The organism is Streptomyces sp. CWNU-52B (assembly GCF_047444975.1).
Lineage (GTDB): Bacteria > Actinomycetota > Actinomycetes > Streptomycetales > Streptomycetaceae > Streptomyces.
Window position 1 is genome coordinate 75,057 of sequence record NZ_JBLFJV010000056.1, and the last position, 19,439, is coordinate 94,495.

At 71.5% G+C, this 19,439-nt stretch carries 14 protein-coding genes; 4 read left to right on the top strand and 10 right to left on the bottom strand.

Annotation, left to right across the window (positions count from 1 at the left end; translation table 11 throughout):
• Nucleotides 1-7 precede the first annotated feature (7 nt).
• Both ACLVWQ_RS36100 and ACLVWQ_RS36105 read left to right on the top strand, forming a co-directional pair.
• Nucleotides 8-3,415: a glycosylhydrolase-like jelly roll fold domain-containing protein gene (locus ACLVWQ_RS36100; protein WP_414113493.1), complete on the top strand. Its 3,408-nt coding sequence runs from the start codon at nt 8-10 to the stop codon at nt 3,413-3,415.
• A 30-nt stretch (nt 3,416-3,445) separates the two neighbouring features.
• Nucleotides 3,446-6,730 (top strand): family 78 glycoside hydrolase catalytic domain, encoded by a 3,285-nt coding sequence (locus tag ACLVWQ_RS36105; RefSeq protein ID WP_414113494.1) that lies wholly within the window; start codon nt 3,446-3,448, stop codon nt 6,728-6,730.
• 100 nt (nt 6,731-6,830) lie between these two features.
• Here the strand turns inward: ACLVWQ_RS36105 and ACLVWQ_RS36110 are convergent, their stop codons facing one another.
• The 3 genes from ACLVWQ_RS36110 to ACLVWQ_RS36120 form a co-directional block, all read right to left on the bottom strand.
• Nucleotides 6,831-8,285, bottom strand: coding sequence for a glyceraldehyde-3-phosphate dehydrogenase (locus ACLVWQ_RS36110; RefSeq protein WP_414113495.1), 1,455 nt, complete (start codon nt 8,283-8,285; stop codon nt 6,831-6,833).
• Between the two features lie 217 nt (nt 8,286-8,502).
• Complete coding sequence (locus ACLVWQ_RS36115; protein ID WP_414113496.1) at nt 8,503-10,275, bottom strand: coagulation factor 5/8 type domain-containing protein; 1,773 nt, start codon at nt 10,273-10,275, stop codon at nt 8,503-8,505.
• 373 nt (nt 10,276-10,648) lie between these two features.
• Nucleotides 10,649-11,584, bottom strand: a complete 936-nt coding sequence (locus ACLVWQ_RS36120) for an SDR family oxidoreductase (protein WP_414113497.1) — start codon at nt 11,582-11,584, stop codon at nt 10,649-10,651.
• 142 nt (nt 11,585-11,726) lie between these two features.
• Here ACLVWQ_RS36120 and ACLVWQ_RS36125 point away from each other — a divergent pair, with 142 nt between their 5' ends.
• Complete coding sequence (locus tag ACLVWQ_RS36125; RefSeq protein WP_414113498.1) at nt 11,727-12,293, top strand: TetR family transcriptional regulator; 567 nt, start codon at nt 11,727-11,729, stop codon at nt 12,291-12,293.
• Nucleotides 12,294-12,614: 321 nt separating this feature from the next.
• On the opposite strand, the gene ACLVWQ_RS36130 is transcribed toward ACLVWQ_RS36125, so the two are convergent.
• Nucleotides 12,615-13,574, bottom strand: coding sequence for a YihY/virulence factor BrkB family protein (locus ACLVWQ_RS36130; protein WP_414113499.1), 960 nt, complete (start codon nt 13,572-13,574; stop codon nt 12,615-12,617).
• Between the two features lie 77 nt (nt 13,575-13,651).
• A complete protein-coding gene (locus ACLVWQ_RS36135; RefSeq protein ID WP_414113500.1) occupies nt 13,652-14,311 on the bottom strand; it encodes a TetR/AcrR family transcriptional regulator in 660 nt (219 codons plus the stop codon).
• A gap of 103 nt (nt 14,312-14,414) precedes the next feature.
• Here ACLVWQ_RS36135 and ACLVWQ_RS36140 point away from each other — a divergent pair, with 103 nt between their 5' ends.
• Nucleotides 14,415-15,356, top strand: a complete 942-nt coding sequence (locus tag ACLVWQ_RS36140; RefSeq protein ID WP_414113501.1) for an NADP-dependent oxidoreductase — start codon at nt 14,415-14,417, stop codon at nt 15,354-15,356.
• Between the two features lie 35 nt (nt 15,357-15,391).
• On the opposite strand, the gene ACLVWQ_RS36145 is transcribed toward ACLVWQ_RS36140, so the two are convergent.
• Genes ACLVWQ_RS36145 through ACLVWQ_RS36165 form a run of 5 tightly spaced genes read right to left on the bottom strand, consistent with a single transcriptional unit; the run spans nt 15,392 to nt 19,410 of the window.
• Entirely contained in the window at nt 15,392-15,676 is a 285-nt protein-coding gene (locus ACLVWQ_RS36145) for a zinc-ribbon domain-containing protein (protein WP_414113502.1), read from the bottom strand.
• A gap of 45 nt (nt 15,677-15,721) precedes the next feature.
• Nucleotides 15,722-16,330, bottom strand: a complete 609-nt coding sequence (locus ACLVWQ_RS36150; RefSeq protein WP_414113503.1) for an MBL fold metallo-hydrolase — start codon at nt 16,328-16,330, stop codon at nt 15,722-15,724.
• Nucleotides 16,331-16,344: 14 nt separating this feature from the next.
• On the bottom strand, nt 16,345-17,244 hold the full coding sequence (locus tag ACLVWQ_RS36155; protein WP_414113504.1) for an STM4011 family radical SAM protein: 900 nt from the start codon (nt 17,242-17,244) through the stop codon (nt 16,345-16,347).
• A 7-nt stretch (nt 17,245-17,251) separates the two neighbouring features.
• Nucleotides 17,252-18,607 (bottom strand): STM4012 family radical SAM protein, encoded by a 1,356-nt coding sequence (locus ACLVWQ_RS36160; RefSeq protein ID WP_414113505.1) that lies wholly within the window; start codon nt 18,605-18,607, stop codon nt 17,252-17,254.
• Nucleotides 18,604-19,410 (bottom strand): STM4013/SEN3800 family hydrolase, encoded by an 807-nt coding sequence (locus ACLVWQ_RS36165; RefSeq protein WP_414113690.1) that lies wholly within the window; start codon nt 19,408-19,410, stop codon nt 18,604-18,606. The genes ACLVWQ_RS36160 and ACLVWQ_RS36165 overlap by 4 nt, the downstream gene beginning before the upstream one ends.
• Nucleotides 19,411-19,439: the final 29 nt, after the last annotated feature.

Sequence of the window (19,439 nt, forward strand, 5' to 3'; positions counted from 1 at the left end):
TTCAACCATGTCTCACGACGACCTGTCCAGACGACGTTTCGTGGCCGCGGCCGGTGCCGCGGGCACCGTGCTCGCGGTCGGACTGCCCGCTCCCGCCCACGCCGCGGGAGAAGCGGCCCCCGGCGCGAGCGGCACGGCCACGAGCGCCGGGCCCACGTTCTCGGCGAAGCACTTCGCCGACCCCAGACGCGACAGCAGACCGACCGTCTACTGGTACTGGAACGGGCCCGTCACCCCCGAACTCGTGGACCGGCAGATGGCCGACCTGCGGGACAAGGGCATGTACGAGGTCGTCCTCTTCCCCTTCGACAACGCCGAGATGCAGCCGGTGTTCTTCACCGAGGAATGGTTCGACATCGTCGGACACGTGCTGCGCACCGCCGAACGCACCGGCATGCGGGTGTGGCTGTTCAACGACGACCACTTCCCCAGCGGCCGCGCGGGCGAGTACGTCGTCAAGGGCGGCACGGTCGGCTCCCGCACCTACGCGCCACGGCCCGACCTGCGCCTCAAGGCGCTGTGGCGCTCGACCACCGTCGTGACGGGCCCCGCCACCGTCGACCTGCGCCGCACCAGCGGGGTGGGCGTGGAAGCGGGACACCTGGTCGCCGACGCGGCCCTGCTCGACGGAGCCGCCGTGCTGCGTGAGGGCGACGCGTGGACGGACTACACCGTCACCGGCAGCGCCAAGGCCGAACACACCGCCGCCGGCCTTGTCGTCAGGGCCTCCGCCGACGGCCTCGACGGCTACGCGGTCACCTTCGACCAGACCGGAGTCGTCACCGTCCAGCGCCTGGCACGCGGAGCGGACCCCGTCGCCCTGCTGACCAGCACCCGTACCGACGGCTTCAACAAGACCAAGTTCCACACGGTGGCCGTCACCGTCCACGGGACCACGCTGTCCGTCACCCTCGACGGCAAGGACAAGGGCACCGTCGACGACGACCACCGGACGTCCGGCGGGGCGGGCGTCCGGGCGGTGGCCGACCAGCGCTCCCTGTGGGACAGCCTCACGGTCACCGGAGCCGACGGCACCTCGCTGTACACCACGGACTTCGACGACTCGGCCGCCGCCGGGGACTTCCCCGAGCGCGCCGGCCTCGGCGGGGACGCCACGGCCGTCGCCGCCGCCGTGCGCCCGGCGGGCAGCACCGACGCCACCGAAGTCGTCGACATCACCGGCGAGTTGAGCGGCGCGCACAACTGGCACGCGCCGGCCGGGCGTTGGCAGATCGACCTGTTCGGCGGCGCCCCGCTCGTCGACGACACCCAGGGCTACAGCCGCAGTTACGTCGACCTCCTCGACGACGAGCCCGTGGAACTGTTCCTCGACATCGTCCCCGGCGAGTACCACCGCCGCTTCCGCCGCTACTTCGGCACGGTGATACCCGGCTTCTGGGACGACGAGCCGTTCTTCGCCTCGGCCGAGGCGCACTTCAAGCGCCTGCCCTGGTCGCCCACGCTCGACAAGGCCCTGCGCGCGGTGGGCGTCGTACCCGGTCTCGCCTACGCCGCCGCCTTCGACGACCTGGGCCGCGACGGCCGGATCGCCCGGGGCCGCTACTGGCAGGCCGTGTCCAACCGCTTCGCCCGCTACTTCCAGAAGCAGGCCCACTGGTACGAGCAGCGCGACGTCGCCCTGATCACCAACCCGCTCTACGACGAGACGTCCCCGGCCAAGCGCATCCCCTCCACCGGCGACCTCCACAAGGTCAACCAGTGGGCGCACGTGCCGGGCGGCGACATCATCACCGCCGAGTACGTGGCCGGTGAGCCCACCATGATCCCCCGTAACCCGGTGTCCGTGGCGCACCAGATGGGCCGGGAGCGGGCCCTGCTGGAGATGTTCGGCAACATGGGCTGGCAGGTCACGCCCGGGTTCGTGCACACCACCGTCGGCGCGCAGGCCGCCCGGGGCGTCAACCTGACGGTCCTGCACGCCCTGTGGACCGACGAGGTCCGCGTCTACTTCCCGCCGCCGTTCGGCCCGCGCGCCCCCTGGTGGTGGGCGATGCGGCCGCTCGCCGAGTGGATCGGCCGGGTCATGGAGGCCGGACGCGGCACGTCGGGCGCCCGCACCGCCCTGCTGCAGCCGCAGCGCGCCGCCGAACAGTGGACCGGCACCGACCGGCAGGGCGAGGTCGACGGCGCGCTCTCCGACGCCGCCTACGCGCTGGAGCGTGCCCAGGTCGACTTCGACCTCGTCCACGAGGGCGCCCTCACCGGCGACCCCGATCTGCTCAGCCAGGCCAAGGTGCGCGGCGGCCGGCTGGCCGTGGGCGCGGCCCGCTACGACCTGGTGGTGGTGCCCGTGACGCCCACCCTGGACGTGGCCTCCGTGCGCACCCTCGCGGAGTTCGCGCGGGCCGGCGGCACCGTCGTGGCCGTCGGGGACCTCGCCGCCGAGGAGGCGGACCACAAGGACCGCTCCCTGGCACGGGCCCTGACGGACCTCTTCGGCGAGCGGGTGCCGGGACGCCGAGCCGTCGGCCGCGGGCACGCCGTGCGCGTCGCCGACCCGACCGGACTGCGCGCCGCCACCCACGAGGCCGGGGTGGCCGCCGCCGTGCTGGAGACCCCGCAGGACGCCGTACGCGTGCTGCGGGTCCACCGGGGCGAGGACACCGCCTTCCTCGTCAACAACGAGGGCGGCACACACGTCGAGACCTCCATGACCCTCCCGGCCACCGGCGTGCCGGAACTCTGGGACCCCGCGACGGGCGACACCGGCACCGCCCCCGTGCACCGGAGCGGCAAGAGCGGCGTCCAGCTGCCCCTGGACCTGGAGCCGTACCAGACCCGGATCGTCGTCGTACGCCACGACGCGCGACCCGTCCCGCACCTCACGGACTCACCGCTGCCCGTCCTCGCGGTCGAGCGGCACGGCAAGGGACTGCGCGCGACGGTGGAGGCCTCGGCCCCCGGCAGCCACCGGTTCACCGGCACCGACGGCACCCACACCTACCGCGGTACGGCCCGCACCGACGACCCGCTCGCACCGGTCACCGTGGACGGCGACTGGACCCTCACCCTGGACCGCGACGGCGCCACACCGGTCAGCGGACCCCTCGGCAGCTGGACCACGACCGACCCCCTCTTCTCCGGCAGCGGCACCTACACCACCGAGGTAGACGTCGAGCGCGCCGTCCTCGACGGGCACCGGGTACTGCTCGACCTCGGTGACGTCCGTGACGTGGCGGCCGTCACCGTCAACGGCACCGAACTCCCGCCGCTGCTGTGGGCGCCCTGGGTCGTCGACATCACCCGCCAGGTCAGGGCCGGCCGCAACTCCCTCGCCGTGCGCGTGGCCAACACGCTCTCCAACGAGCGGAACAAGCCGCTGCCGTCCGGACTGCTCGGACCGGTGACCCTGCGCCTGCGACGGCACCTCACCGTCGACCTCACCCGCGACTGATCCACCCCGCACGCACTCCATGGAGCACACATGCCCAGACCCCGACCGCGCGGCGGACACCGGCGGCCCCTGCCCGTCCTCCTCGCCGGACTGACCGCGTTCGCGACCGTGCTGGCCGGCGCCGTCACCGCCGACGCCACCAGCGCCGCGGCCACCGCCACCATCACCCCGGAGCGGCCGCGCACCCAGCACCTGACCCAGGCCCTGGGCATCGACGACACCACCCCCGGCCTCAGCTGGTCGACCGGCTCCCGGGCCCCGAACACCCGCCAGAGCGCCTACCGCCTCCAGGCCGCCAGTTCCCCGGAGCTGCTGCGGCGCGGCCGGCCCGACCTGTGGGACTCGGGCAAGGTGCGCTCGGCGCTGCCGGAGACCACGTACGCAGGCAAGGAACTCGGCTCCCGCACCCGGGTGTACTGGCGGGTCATGCTCTGGTCGTCGCACGGGCCGCGTGACTCCGGCTGGAGCGACACCGCCGTCTTCGAGACCGGCCTGACCCGGCGGTCCGACTGGAACACGGGCAGGACCGCCGACTGGATCACGCACCCCGACTGGCGGCTGAGCGAGCGCACCGCCGAGCCCGTCGTCGTCAAGGTCCCGCGCACCACGTCCCGTTACGTACGCCTGGACGTCACGAAACTGGGCCTGCCCCTGGAGGAGTCCTTCCCCGACCGCACCTGGCGCGTCCAGCTCGGCGAGATCGACCTCCGGGACTCCGCCACCGCCACCACCGGACTCGCCCAGGGCGCCGCGGTGACGGCCTCGGAGACCAACACCCTGCGCAAGACCTGGGAACCCGCCCTGGCCGTCGACGGCCTGCCCAACAGCGCCCTGCAGACCGCCGCCGGATACGCGAGCGCCGCGCACACCGGCGCCGATGTCGCCGACGCACCCGTGGTCCTCACTCTCGACCTCAAGACGGCGAAGACCTTCGACGAAGTGGCGCTCCACCCGCGCGCCGACGTCCTCACCGCCGACGGCCGTGTCCCCGACTTCCCGGTGGACTACGCCCTTTCGAGCGGTGACAGCGCCACAGGACCGTTCAGCACGCTCGCCCGCGTCGACGGACAGAAGCCGCCGAAGCCCTATCTCCCGGCCGGACTGCCCCTGCTCACCGACGACTTCAAGCTTCCCGAGAAGGTGCGCAGCGCCCGCCTGTACATCGGCGGACTCGGCATCTACGACGCCACCGTCAACGGCGAACCGGTCGGCGACGCCGTCCTGGAACCCGCCAACACCGACTACGCGGAACGCGTCCAGTACGCCACCTACGACGTCACCGACCGGCTGAGGCGCGGTGCCAACACCCTCGGCGTCGCCCTCGGCAACGGCATGTCCAACGTGGTCAGCACCGCCGACCGTTACCGCAAGCTGTACGGCAACCTGAGCGACCCCAAGCTGATCGCCCGCCTGGAGGTGACCCTGGCCGACGGCAGCACCCGTACCGTCACCAGCGGCGACGACTGGCGCACCACGCTCGGCCCCACCACCTCCTCCAACTGGTACGGCGGCGAGGACTACGACGCCCGCCGCGAGATCGCCCACTGGGACGAGCCGAGCGGCGACCGCCGAGGGTGGGACAGGGCGGTCGCGGTGGCCGGCCCCGGCACCGCACAGGACCCGGCCGAACTCAGCGCCCGCGAGACCGAACCCATCAAGGTCGTCGAGACCATCGAGGGCAAGGAGGTCGAAGGAGCCGAGCACAGCCGCGTCTTCGACCTGGGCCGCAACATCGCCGGCTGGCCGGAGATCACCGTCGGCGCGCCCGCCGGCACGGCCGTCCGCGTCTACCCCGCCGAATCCCTCAAGGACGGCCACGCGTTCCAGTCCATCAGCAACGTGGGCGGCCCCCTCTGGGACAGCTACACCACCCGCGGCGCCCGCAGTGAGACCTGGCACCCCAGCTTCAGCTACCACGGCTTCCGCTACCTGGAACTCAGAGGCGTGCCCGACGGCGCGACCGTGACCGTACGCGGCAAGGTGCTGCGCACCGACAACACCTCGGCGGGCGACTTCAGCAGCTCGGACCCGCTCGTCGACGACATCCACTCGCTGATCCGGCGGGCCGTCGAGGGCAACATGATGAGCGTCCTCACCGACTGCCCCAGCCGGGAGAAACTGGGCTGGCTGGAGCAGAACCAGCTGGTGTTCCCGGCGCTCGCGGGCAACTACGACATGCGCTCCTACCTCCGCAAGATCGTCCGCGACATGGCCGACGCGCAGACCTCGGAGGGGCTGATCCCCAGCACCGTGCCCGAGTACACCAACCTGCCCGGCGCCTACCGCAACGACGCCAACTGGGGCGGCGCGTTCGTCCTCGTCCCCTGGCAGCTCTACACGGCCTACGGGGACCGGGACACGATGGCCGCGTACTACCCGCGGATGCGGCAGTACGCCGACTTCCTGGAGACGCAGGTCTCCGGCGGCATCCTCGACTACGGCCTGGGCGACTGGTTCACACCGGACCGCACCTTCCCGCGGGCGGTCGCCGGCACCTACGGCTACTGGCGCGTCCTCGACGCCCTCAGCCGGACCGCCGGTGTCCTCGGCGACCAGGACGCGGCCGACACCTACCGGGCGAAGGCCGACGCCAGTGCCGCGGCCCTCACCACGAAGTACTACGACCCCGCGACCGGCACCTTCGGCGGCGGAGGCCAGGGAGCCGAGGCCCTCGCCCTCGACATGGGCGCGTACCCGGCGGGTGAGAAGGACCGTCTGCTCGGCCACTTCACCACGGCCGTCGCGGACGCCGGGTACCACCTGACGCTCGGAGAGATCTCCCTGCCGGCCGCCTTCCGTGTCCTGTCCACCGCGGGCCGCGACGACATCGTCCACACGATCGCCACGCGGACGACCAGCCCGAGCTACGGATACCAGGTGCTCGCGGGCAACACCACGCTCGGCGAGTCCTGGGACGGCGGACCCGGCCAGTCGCAGAACCACTTCATGCTCGGCGCCATCGACTCCTGGTTCACCACCCGGGTCGCGGGCATCGGCCAGACCGCCGACTCCGTCGGCTACGCCGAACTGCTCATCGACCCCGCCGTCGAGGGCGACATGACCTCGGCGTCCGGCTCCTACCGCACTCCGTACGGAGTCGCACGGACCGAGTGGAAGCGGGACGGCGGGCGGTTCCGCCTCACCGTGGACGTGCCGGCGGGCAGCACGGCGGAGGTGCACGTCCCCCTGTTCGGCGGGCAGGACGACACGACTGCCCACGCGCCGGCCGGGGCACGCCCGGTGCGCACCGGGGAGGACGAGGCGGTGTACGAGGTCGGCTCGGGCCGCTGGACCTTCCGCTCGACCGCGTCGTAGCCGCCGGGCACGGCCCGGAGTCACCACGAGGAACGCGCACCCCGACCGTCGGGGTGCGCGTTCCTCGTGCTCGGGCCGCCGTCCCGGGGCGCCGCCCCGGTCAGGCCGCGGGCGCCGGGTACGTCGGGTACTCGACGCCCGTCACGTGCTGGACGACGCGGACGACCTGGCAGGAGTAGCCGAACTCGTTGTCGTACCAGAGGTAGAGGATCGCGTTGTCGCCGTCGACCTTGGTGGCGCCGGCGTCGACGATGGAGGCGTGACGCGAGCCCATGAAGTCGCTGGAGACGGCGTCCGGGGCGGTGGTGAAGTCGATCTGCCGCTTCAGCGGCGAGGTCAGCGACACGTCGCGCAGGTAGCCGAGGACCTCCTCGCGCGTGGTCTCGCGGCCCAGCCGCAGGCTGAGGATCGCGATCGACACGTCCGGCACCGGCACCCGGATCGAGCTGCCGGTGATCGGCGCGTCGAGGTCGGGCAGCGCCTTCGCCACGGCGGACGCCGCGCCCGTCTCGGTGATCACCATGTTGAGCGGCGCCGAACGACCACGGCGGTCGGCCTTGTGGTAGTTGTCCAGCAGGTTCTGGTCGTTGGTGAACGAGTGGACGGTCTCCACGTGCCCGCGCAGGACGCCGTACTCGTCGGCCATCGCCTTGAGCGGCGGGACGATCGCGTTCGTGGTGCAGGACGCGCAGGACAGGATCTGCTCGTCCGGCTTGATCGTGTCGTGGTTGACGCCGTGCACGATGTTGGGGACGTCGCCCTTGCCCGGAGCGGTCAGGACGACCTTGTCGATACCGGGGCGCAGATGCTGCGACAGCCCCTCACGGTCGCGCCACATGCCGGTGTTGTCGATGAGGACGGCGTCCTTGATGCCGTACGCCGTGTAGTCGACCTCCGACGGGTCGCTCGCGTAGATCACCTTGATCGCGTTGCCGTTGGCGATGATCGTGCTGTTCGCCTCGTCCACGGTGATCGTGCCCTGGAACTGGCCGTGGATGGAGTCGCGGCGCAGCAGCGAGGCGCGCTTGACGAGGTCCTCGGCGGGCCGGCCGCCGCTCCGGCGGACGACGACGGCACGCAGCCGCAGACCGTTCCCGGAGCCGGCCTTCTCGATGAGCAGCCGGGCGACCAGGCGGCCGATCCGGCCGAAGCCGTACAGGACGACATCGCGTCCCGCACGGCTCTCGATCTTGTCGGCGCCGGTGGCGCCGGCCACGGCCTCGGCGGTGAAGTCCTCGACGGTCAGGCCGCGTTCGTCGCTGCGGTGCGTGGCGGCGAGCATGCCGATGTCGATTTGCGAGGGGCCGAGGTCGAGGGTGGTCAGGGCCCGCAGGTAGGGCAGTGTCTCGGTGACCGAGAGTTCCTCACCGGCGATCTGCCGGGCGAACCGGTGGGTCTTGAGGATGCTGACCACCGACTTGTTCACCAGGGAGCGGCTGTGCAGGAGGACGGTGACGTCCCGCTCGCGGTGCAGCTTCCCGATGACCGGGATCATCGACTCCGCGATCTCCTCGCGGTTCTTCCAATTGGTGAACGAGTCGTCATTGACAGTCACAGGTTTATCTTTCGAGCTAGGCGGTGCTCATATGGTAATCCGTCCTTGATCTCGTCCTTCAGGGGGTCCGGCAGAGGTCCGGCAGGAGGTCGCCGCGCGGTGGCCAGGGGTGTGCCCGAGCATGCCTGTGGCCCGCCGGGGAGGGCGGGCCACAGGCATCGGGGCGGCTTTCGTTCGGCCTCGGGTCGGCCTCAGGCCGACCTTCGGACGGGTGCGGTTACGGGAAGCTGGTGATCTTGGAGGGGATGGTGTCCGAGCCCGAGGTCGCCGCGCCCGTGTCGTTCACGACGTGGGCGTACTGCCCCTTGCCGCCGAGGGAGATGACCTGGACGCTGTGCAGCTTGACGCCCGACTTGACCGGCACCTGGAACCCGTGGTGCTGGACGATCGACGAGTCGGCCGTGAAGTTGCAGTAACTGCCCAGTCCCCACGCCTCATGGGTGTCGACGCTGTCGGCGACCTTGTATCCGGCGTACCCGACGATGCCGTCATGGGTGATGGCTTCGGCGTTCGGCACGTCGTAGGCCTTCTCGTTCTGGAAGAAGATCGTCCGACCGTGTTCGCCGCTCCAGAGCACGTCGTACTTGTTGAAGTGCTCGACGAACAGGCCCGTGGCGAGGACGTCGTCGCCGTTGACCTCGAGGCCGTAGTCGGCGCGGTTGGTCTCCCAGCCGACGCCTTCGCCGTGGTCGGCGCGCCAGATCCAGGTGTGGTCGATGATGGTGTCGTCGCTGTTGACGACCATCGAGTGGGTCGCCAGGCCCGGTCCGGCCCCGCCGATCCGGACGAACACGTCCTGCACGGTGGTCGGATCGGCGGCGTGGTCGGCGGAGGAGCCGGGCTCCCCGACCTGGAGCAGGGTGTCGGACCTGGTGGAACCGGCGTCGATCAGGAAGCCCGCCAGCTTGACGCCGTCCACGTCACCCACGTGCATGGCGTCCACGCCGTTGTCCGGGACGATCGTGGCCAGGCCGAGACCGAGGACGACGGTGTCGGCCCGGTTCACCTCGATGGTTTGGTCGAGGTGGTAGACCCCGGGCGTGAACAGGAGGTTGAGGCCCTGCTCCACCGCCGCGTTGATGGTCTCGGCGCTCGCGCCGGGCTTGACGACGTAGAACTGGTCCAGCGGGAGCGAGGAGCCCCCGGCGTTGGCGGGCCAGGACACCCCGCGGGCGTCGGTGCGCTTGCCGGGCACGAACACCTTGTACTCGTCGCCGTCCAGGTAGAGGAACGGCTTCTCCCGGGAGACCGGCGTGGTGTCCAGCGTCGTGTAGGGGCCGGTGTCGAAGTCCGTCGCCGGGGCGCCCTCCACACCGGAGGACGTCATGTTCCACACGCCGTTGGACCAGCCGCCGACCGAGCTGTCCCGGGTGTACCACTGCTGCTGCGAGTACGGGCTGACCGTACCGTCGATCTTCGAGTCGGCGATGTAACCGCCCGAGGCCCAGCCGTAGCCGTCGGGCGCGAGGTTGAGGCCGCCCTCGACATGGATCCGGCGGAACGGAGCGGCCTGGGCCACCGCCCAGCGGTCCGTGCCGTTGACGGGCTTGAGCGACAGGTTCTCCGCCGAGCGCCAGAAGTTCTGGGTGGCGTTCCCGTCGAACCAGCCGGCGTCCACGGTGATGTCACCGTTGATCTTCGTGTCGTCGGGGTTGAGGCCGAGTCCGGAGATCGAGGTGTAGAAGCCCAGCTGGGCGTTGATGCCGTCGTACGTGCCCGGCTTCAGCAGGAACTGGTAGCGGGCGTCGCCGAACTGGTTGGACTCCTGCTCCGCGAAGACCTGGTCGAACTTGGCCTGCAGACCGGGGGTGTTGGGATCCACGACGATGACGTTGTCACCGAGGTCGCCGCCGCCCTCGACACGAGGTTCGGCGCCGGCGGTCGTGCCGTGGGGGAGCGATACCTCGGCCGCGGCGGTCGGTATCTGTGAGGGGATGGTCACGAGTGCCGCCGCTGTGGCGAGCGAGATCCCCAGGTATCTGAACCTCATACGTTGACTCCGTGCGGTTGCGAAGGGCGGGGCCGCCGTGGCGACCCCAGGTGGGGGGATGGGTGCGCCACACGCGCGGGCCAGGGGCCTCCCGGCGAATCCGGAAAAGCCTGGAATGCCCAAAACCGCATCGGTGACGCTTAGTTCAAGCATTGATTTAAGTAATGAATCAATGGTTGGGCAACCCGTGGGACGTGATTTCTTTGCGATTCGGTTCGCAAATTCACGTGGCTCGGTTCGCAAACCGTCCGATTGCGGGAGGGGGCGGTCGGCCGGCGGTGCCGGGAACGCCACCGGCCGCCGATGAGGTATCGGCGGCCGGTGACGGGGCTGGTCGACGCCCGGGGCCGGGCGGTGCCGGCGGCGAGGGCGGTCAGGCGGCCGGCGCGGTGAAGTAGTGGCCCTTCTCCAGGTCCTCGATCAGTCCGGGCCCGGTCGGCTGCCACCTCAGCAGTTCGCGGGTCCGGGCGCTGGACGCGGGGCTGTCCAGGCCGAGGAAACCGCCGAGCCAGGCGAAGTGCTCGGTGGCCTTGTCGGGGGAGACGGAGACGACGGGCAGGCCGAGGTGGCGGCCGATCACCTCGGCGACGGTACGGATCGGCACGCCCTCGTCCGCGGCCGCGTGCAGGGTGGAGCCGGCCGGGGCGCTCTCCAGCGCCAGGCGGAACAGGTGCGCGGCGTCGGACCGGTGCACGGCGGGCCAGCGGCTGGCGCCGTCGCCGAGGTAGCCGGAGACGCCCTTCTCGCGGGCGACGGCGACCACGGAGGCGAGGAAGCCCTTGTCCCCGTCGCCGTGCACGGTCGGCGGGAGCCGTACGACGGACGAACGGACGCCGCGGTCCGCGAGGGCGAGCGTCGCGTGCGCGTTGGCCTGCCGCTTGGCGGGGCCGGCGGGCACGTGGTCGCCGGGCGGGTCGGACGGCCCGCCGTCCTGCTCGGTGGCGACCCTCCCGGGTGTCAGCCCGAGGAGCCCCGAGGCGATGAGGAACGGCCGGTCGGAGCCGGCGAGCGCGTCGCCGAACGTGTCGATGGCGAGCCGGTCCGCGTCGGCGGCGCTCTCGAAGCCGCCGCTGAACGCGATGTCGTGCTTGAAGGCCAGGTGGATCACGCCGTCGGACTCGGCAGCCGCGTCGCGCAGGGTGTCCAGGTCGTCGATCGTGCCGCGGCGCACCTCGGCGCCGGCCCCGGTCAGGGCGGCGACCGAGGCGTCGGAGCGGGCGAGCCCGACGACCTGGTGGCCGGCGCCGATGAGTTCCGGGACGACGGCTGAACCGATCCAGCCGGACGCACCGGTGATGAACACACGCATGAGGGAGAACCTCCGGGTAGGTCGACCGTCCTGGTCGCGGGCGCGGGAAATCCCGGCACCCGTGGCGCACCGGCCGATGTCAGCGACTGTCATCAACCGTAACAGGTGATGTCAGTCGCTGCCATCGCGGTAGGATCAAGGAATGGGACGATGGGAGCCGAACGCGGGCGGACGGCTTGCGCAGGCAGCGCTGGACCTCTACAGGGAGCGGGGGTTCGAGCAGACGACAGCCGCGCAGATCGCCGAACGCGCCGGGCTCACCGAGCGGACGTTCTTCCGCCACTACGCCGACAAGCGCGAGGTGCTGTTCGGGGGTGCGCACGTGCTGGAGGACGCCTTCGTGCAGGCCCTCGCCGACGCCCCGGACACGGCCGCGCCGATCGACGCGATGGCCGCGGCCCTGGCGGTGGCCGCCGACCAGTTCCTGGACCGCCACGAGTTCGCCCGGCAGCGCCATGCCGTCATAGTGGCCAACGCGGAGTTGCGCGAGCGCGAGCTGATCAAACTGGCGTCACTGTCCGAGGCGCTCGCGGCCACCTTCCGCCGCCGCGGCGTCACGGACCCGGCGGCGAGCCTCACCGCGGAGGCGGGCATCGCGGTCTTCAAGGTCGGATTCGAGCGCTGGGTCACCGGGGACGGGGCGCGCCCGTTGGGGGAGTTCCTGCGGGAGGGGCTGGCGGAGCTGAAGGCGGTGGCGGCGGGGGAGTGAGGGGTGCGGCCCGGCGACGCCGGCGGGTGCGGGTGCGGGTGCGGTCCAGTCGACCGGCCCGTCGGAGGAGGGGAGCGCGACCGGGCCGGACTCCCCGATGTCCCCGAGGAACCGCGGCGCGCCGGCGGCGTGGAAGCCGTCGCGCGACGAGGTGAACGGCGCCGCGGCCGGGCCGTCCGTGAGGGCTGGGGCGGATCGCCGCACACCGAATCGACCCCACCCACGAGGCTGGCCTCGCCCACCCACGAGGCTGGCCTCGCCCACCCACGAGGCTGGCCTCGGGCGACGGGAGAGACTCCCTGCGCACTCCCCGTGGCGTCCTCACCCGATGCGGTGCTGGTCCTCGTCACTCCAGGCGCGGGTGTCCCGAGGCGGGACATAGGGCTCCTCGGTCTTCGGCAGGCCGTCGGCGATGGCGCGCTGTCGGGCCAGCTCGGAGTCGAACTCCAGGCCGAGCAGGATCGCGATGTTGCTGATCCACAGCCAGACCAGGAAGACGATGACACCGGCCAACGTGCCGTAGGTCTTGTTGTACGAGCCGAAGTTCGCCACGTAGAACGCGAACCCGGCGGAGGCGATCAGCCAGATCACCAGGGCCAGCACGCTTCCGGGAGTGATCCACCGGAAGCCCCGGCCCTTCACGTTCGGCGTCGCCCAGTATAGGAGGGCGATCATGATCGTGACCAGGACGACCAGCACCGGCCACTTCGCGATCGACCACACCGTCAGCGCCGTGTCGCCGATGCCCAGAGCCTCGCCCGCCGCACGGGCCAGACCGCCGGTGAACACCACGATCAGCGCGCTGAGCACCGCCAGTACCAGGAGCACGACGGTCACGCCCACCCGGACGGGCAGCACCTTCCAGACGGGGCGCCCCTCGGGCATGTCGTAGACGGCGTTCGCGGAGCGGATGAAGGCCGCCACATAGCCGGAGGCCGACCACACGGCGAGGGCCACACCGACCACCGCCATGACCGAGCCGATACCGCCCCGGCCCTGCAACTGGGTCACCGCGTCGCTGATGATGTCCCGCGCCGAGCCGGGAGCCAGTTTCCTGAGGTTGTCCAGGACCTCCTGGGTCGCCGACTTCCCCGCGATGCCCAGGAGCGAGACCAGGAGCAGCAGCGCGGGAAACAGCGAGAGGACCCCGTAGTACGTCAGCGCCGCGGCCCGGTCGGCGAGCTCGTCGTCCTTGAACTCCTTGACGGTGCCTTTCAGCACGGCGGGCCAGGACCGTTTCGGCAGGTCGGTGGGTTTTTCGGGTTTCGAGGCTCTGGACATGTCGGCCGGGTATCCCGCTGCGCCCCGCCCATGCGCCGACCGGCCCGCCCGCCCCCGCCCGGGGGAATGGGGACGCCCTACGCGGGATCGGCGCGGCCGCCCGGAACCTCGGGAGCGGTCTCGGCGTGCGGGTTCATCGTGTGCGGCGGGTTCGGCGGGATGGGCGGGTTCGGTGGGTACGACAGACCGGCCAGCAGCAGGTTCGCCAGTCGGGGGATCGCCGTGCTCGCCCTCTCGACGGGCAGGGCACGGAAGGAGGCGATGGCCCACAGGCCGACCCGTACGTCCTCGACCGACACATCGGGACGGACGGCACCCGCGCCGCGAGCACGCTCGACAAGCCGGTCGAGCGCGGTCGCGTGGGCGCGGCGCTGCGCGGCGAACGCGCGTCCCGCCGCGTGAGAGCCGAGCAGCGCCTCGGTCAGCCCCCGGTCCCGGAGCTGGCGTTCGGAGAACCACTGGACGACGCCGCGCAGCGCACGCCAGGAGTCGGGATCGGCCAGCGCCGACCGCATCCGGGTGCCGCAGACGCCCACCTGCTCGGTGAGGACCGCGTCGACGAGGTCGGGCCGGGCCGGGAAATGCCGGTAGACGGTCGCGACGCCCAGTCCTGCGCGCCGGGCGATCTCCCGCATGGGCAGTTCGAGACCGTCCGCGGCGAACCCGGCACGCGCGACGGCCAGGATGTGCTGACGGTTCCGTTCCGCGTCCGTCCGCGGTTTCCGAGTCGATGTCATCGCCGCGCCTCTCACTTTCGCACGATCCGGAGCAGCTGTTCCGGATCGCTGCCTAGCGTAGTGAGCGATCTTGTACACGAAGCCAGGAAGGTGGAAGGCCACCATGTTCGCAGTACTGTTCGACCGGTTCGGTGCTCCCGAGGTGCTCACTGTCGGTACCTCGCCCGAGCCGCACGCGGGCCCCGGCGAGGTGCGCGTCAGGGTCGAGGCGGCCGGGGTGTCACCCGTCGATCTCGCGCTCCGCGCCGGTCTGTCACCGTCGAGCGAGAAGATCGCCCTGCCCCATGTCCCGGGTGTCGACGCGGCCGGTGTGATCGACGAGGTCGGCCCGGACGTCACCGGGTACGCGGTCGGGGACGAGGTCTTCGGCGCGGTCGACGTCGCACGGCTGGGCGGTGCGAGCGCCGAGTTCGCCGTCCTGCGGTTCTGGGCCCGGAAACCGGCCTCGATGCCGTGGACGGAGGCGGGCGCCGCCGGGACGAGTGTCGAGACGGCCACCCGGGCGCTCGACCGGCTCGACGTGCGCCCGGGAACGACGCTCCTGATCGACGGTGCCACGGGCGGCGTCGGAAGCGTCGCCGTGCAACTGGCGATCGCCCGCGGCGCCCAGGTGATCGGCACGGGACGCCCGGAGAGCCGCACCTTCGTCACCGGGCTCGGCGCGACCCCCGTCACCTACGGTCCCGGGCTGGCCGAGCGGGTCCGTGCGCTGGGGCTCGGGCAGGTCGATCGCGCGCTGGACGCCGCCGGCGCCGGCTCGCTCCCCGAGCTCATCGCCGTCACCGGCACGGCGGCGTCGGTCCTCACCATCGCCGACTTCACCGGTCCCGAGCTGGGGGTCCGCGTCTCGGTCGGCGAACTGGGAGGCGAGCCCGACGGCAGACACGGTCTCGACCTCGCGGCCGGGCTCTGGAAAGAGGGACGTTTCCGTGTTCCCGTGCGGGAGGTGTTCCCCATGACCCGGGCAGCCGAGGCACACGAGGCCGCCGCGCGAGGGCCCCGGCAGGGGAAGATCGCCCTCACCGCGCGCGACGATCACCACTGACGGGACAGCCCCGCCGGTCAGCCCGGTCAGCCCGGTCAGCCCTGGTACGGCTGCTGCTGGGGCTGACCGTGCTGCGGAGGACCGCTCGCCGCCTGTACCTGGAGCTGCTCCGCCTGCTCCTGGTCGATCTTGTGCTGAGCGCCGCAGAAGGTGCACTGCGTCGCGTACTTCGTCGAGACGGGGAACAAGGGGATGAAGAACAGGGTGAACTTCGTGACGCGCTTGCTGAGCGTGTGCGCGGCGGGGTTGCCGCACTGGCCGCACAGCAGCGTCAGTATCGCGAGCTGGTAGAGATATCCCTTGGTGCCGAAGATGATCATGCGATCGGGTCCTTTCGGGACGGACGGTGTCCGATGGGGTGCGGATCAGAGCGCTTCGCCGGGCGCCAGCCAGCGGTATCCGTGGTCGGTCTCCTCCGTGAGCCAGCCGTTGACGCTGTGGAGGCCACGGTCGTTGATCTGGCCGTCGTGTATCGCGAACGCCCGCCGAGGCCCGATGGCCCGGACGAAGTCGATCGCCTCCGCCGTCCTCATCCATGATGCCTGCACCGGGACGGCGAGCGTCTCGATCGGCCGCCGCGACGGCTGCCGGGGGACGTGCAGCGCGTCGCCGGGGTGGTAGAACTCCTCGTCGACGAGGTAGCCGAGGTTCACACACGCGGGCAGGCCGCCGTACACGGGCGCATGGCGTCCTCCGACCGCCCGTACGCGGAAACCGGCCACGTCGAACTCCGTGTCGACGCCGACCTCGGTGACATCGAGGCGCGGCAGGTCCGCTCCGGCGGGCGCGTGCACCGGTACGCCGAGCCCGGCCAGCCGCAGCACGTCGACGTGGTCGGCGTGCTCGTGGGTCACCAGCACGGCGTCCGCGCCGTTCAGTGCGGCCGGCTCGCTCCAGATGCCCGGGTCCACGACCAGCACACGGCCCTTGTGCTCCAGCCGTACGCAGGCGTGGGTGTATTTCGTGATCCGCATGGTGTTCCGGGCGGTCAGCCGGGTCCGGGCGCCGACGTGAACGGCAGCAGGGGCAGGAGTGGACGGTCGGGGAGGATGTGCGGCACGCGCTCCAGGATGCCGCCCGCGAACACGTCGTACAACGGCAGCGTCTCCAGATGTACGTATCCGATGTGGCAGTCGCACAGTTCCTTCGGGCAGGCCCGGGGGCCGAGCGCGGCACGGTAGGAGCCGTCGTAGAGGTTGCCCAGTTCGGTGCGGACGAAGTGGCAGCGTCGGACCGTGCCCTCCCCGTCGACCGAGAGGACCGACTCGCCGGTGCGGCAGGGCAGGCCCGCCGAGCGGTGCGGATGCCGGCTGAACGGGAAGAGCGGGTCGAGCGCCGTCCACCGGGCGGCCTCTTCGTCCGTGTAGGTGTGCCCTTCCGCGGCGTTCACCCACATGTAGACGCGCGACGGCAGTTCGGCGCGCAGCCGTCGCGCGTGCTCCAGATGGTCCGGTACGCCCACGACGCCCACGCTGAACCGGACGCCGAGGCCCGCCAGGGCACGCGTCTTGGCCAGGAAGCGTTCGTACGGTGTCTGTCCGGGGTGGTAGGTGCACCACAGGGCGACGGTGTCGAGGTCCGCTTCCTTCAGCCAGTCGGTCCGGCAGCTCAGATTGGTCTGGACGGCGACCCGCTGTATGTGCGGCCGGTGCGAGAGCTCCACCAGGGCGCTGCGGTACCAGGAGCGCGTCAGACCCTCTCCCCACGGGGTGAAGAGCACCGAGAGACGGTCGTCCTGCTGCGCGTGCGCCCAGGCGGTGAACCGCTCGAGAGCCGTGCGGTCGGCGCGCAGCTGCTCCGTGGTGTCCCGCCGCTTCGCGAACGGGCAGTACGGGCAGTCGTAGTCGCAGGAGGACAGGGGGCCGCGGTACAGCAGTGTCAGGTCCACCGGGCCCTCACTTCGTCTCGTAGGCGGCCATGGCGGCGCGTACGGCTGGTGAGAAGAACTCGGGACCGATGGCGTCCGAGTGGGCGAGCCCCTCGGCGGACAGCCGGAGCAGCTCCGGCCGGGCGTCGTCGAGCCAGCCGCGCGCGGCGAGGGCGTCCAGCTCCTGCGGGAAGTCGTCGGACGGCTCCGTACCGAACCGCAGACGGTAGTCGGCGAGGGGCAGGCCCGCCGCCTGGAGCAGCGACTGCAGCAGATGCCGGCGCCGCGCCTCGGCCACGTCGACCCACCTCCCGTGCAGGGCGTGCGAGAAGTCCTCGGTGGCGGTGTAGTCGTCGATGATGCCGCGGATCTCCCGCATCGACACGGCGTAGTCGAAGGAGTAGTGCAGCCGCGAGGTGTACGAGCGGGCGCCGCAGCCCAGACCGATCATGCCGTCGGTCTGGCAGGCGTAGTCGTCAGGACCCTGCGGCGGCGCGTCCGTGCGCCGGAACATCCGCATCGACACCTGCTCGTACCCGTGGGAGAGCAGATGGTCGCGGCCCTCCCGGTAGCGGCGCAGACGCTCCTCGTCCCACTCCCGGTCGGCGGCCCCCGGGTCGGTGTGGCGGCCCAGGCCGGTGAGCGGGCGTATGTAGAGGGGATAGAGGTAGATCTCCTCGGGACGCCAGGCCAGGGCCGCGTCGAGGGAGTACCGCCAACTGGCGGCGGTCTGGCCGTCGATGCCGTAGATCAGGTCGACGTTCAGGACCGGGACGGCGGCCGCGCGGATGCGGGCCAGCGCCGCCTCGACGTCGTCCCGGCGCTGCGGGCGTACGGCGGCCCGGGACTCCTCCTCGACGAAGGTCTGCACGCCGAGGCTCAGGCGCGTGGTGCCCCGCTCGACCAGCACGGCCAGCCGGTCGGCCGTGGCCGTGGCCGGCGAGGCCTCCACGGACAGGGGCACGGCCCGCAGGTCCACCCCCGTCTCCCGCTCGGCGATGTCGCACAGCCGTTCCAGCTCGGCGGCCTCCAGATAGGTCGGAGTACCGCCGCCGAACGCCGCGTTGGCGAAACGGGGCAGCTCCTCGTCGCCCAGCGCCTCGCGCACGGCGGCCGCCTGGCGCTGTACGGCGTCCAGGTAGCGGCCCGTCAGGCCGTCCGGGGCGCCGATGCGGGTGAAGAGGTTGCAGAAGCCGCAGCGGATTTCGCAGAACGGGATATGCAGGTACAGCGACAGCGACTGCCGGGACTCCCCGGCCCACAGGTCCGCGAGCCGGGGCTTCGGCGCGAGCGGCCGGTAGGCGGTCTTGTGCGGATACGCGTACGTATAGCTCTGGTAGGGGCGCGGCAGAGCGACGGAGGTGCCCGTGGCGGTGACGGTCATGCGGGCGGCTCCAGGAAGAAGTGGCCGTAGGGCACGGTCCACACGGATTCGTGGCCGAGGCGGTGGCCGGTGTAGCCGTCGTCCCCGTAGGCGGTGCCGTGGTCGGAGCAGACGATCGCGAAGCAGCGGCGCCGCGAACTCATCGCGTCGAACAGCCGCCCGACATGACGGTCGATGTACTCCAGCGCCGCGGCGTGGGTCAGCCGGCTGTCGCCCGTCTCACGGGTCGCGCCGGGGAGGTGGAACCAGTTCGGCTGATGCAGCGCCGAGGCGTTCACGAAGAGGAACAGCCGCTGGTCCAAGGGCAGTTCGGAGACCACCTGCTCGGCGCGTGTCACCTGTGCCTCGAAGGAGGTCGCGGAGGCCACGGAGAACTCAGGCTCCCAGTGGCTCTCCTGGAAGTAGCCGGGCAGTACGTCGCCCAGAGCGCCCTGTTTGTTGAAGAAGCCGACGCCGCCGACGCAGACCGTGCGGTAGCCGCGCGCCGCCAGGGCGGACACGAGGTCCGGGGTCTCGAAGACGTATGTGCCGTCCGCTGTCGTCTCGCTGCCCGCGAACCGGGCCGCGAACAGCCGCGGATGCGGTCCGGGCGCGGCGGGCGTGGGGAGGAATCCCGCGAACATCGCCTGATGCGAGGCGTAGGTGAAGTTTCCGGGGGCATGCCGCTTCTCCCATGTGCCGCCCGGGAGACGGGCGGTGAGGTTCGGCAGTCGCCCGGCCGCCGCGAGTTCGACCGCCACGTCGTGGCGCAGGGTGTCCAGGGTGAGGAGCAGCAGGTCGTCCCGGCCCACCACGTCGTTCATGTCCGGTGTCGCGGTGGCAGTGGCGGCGG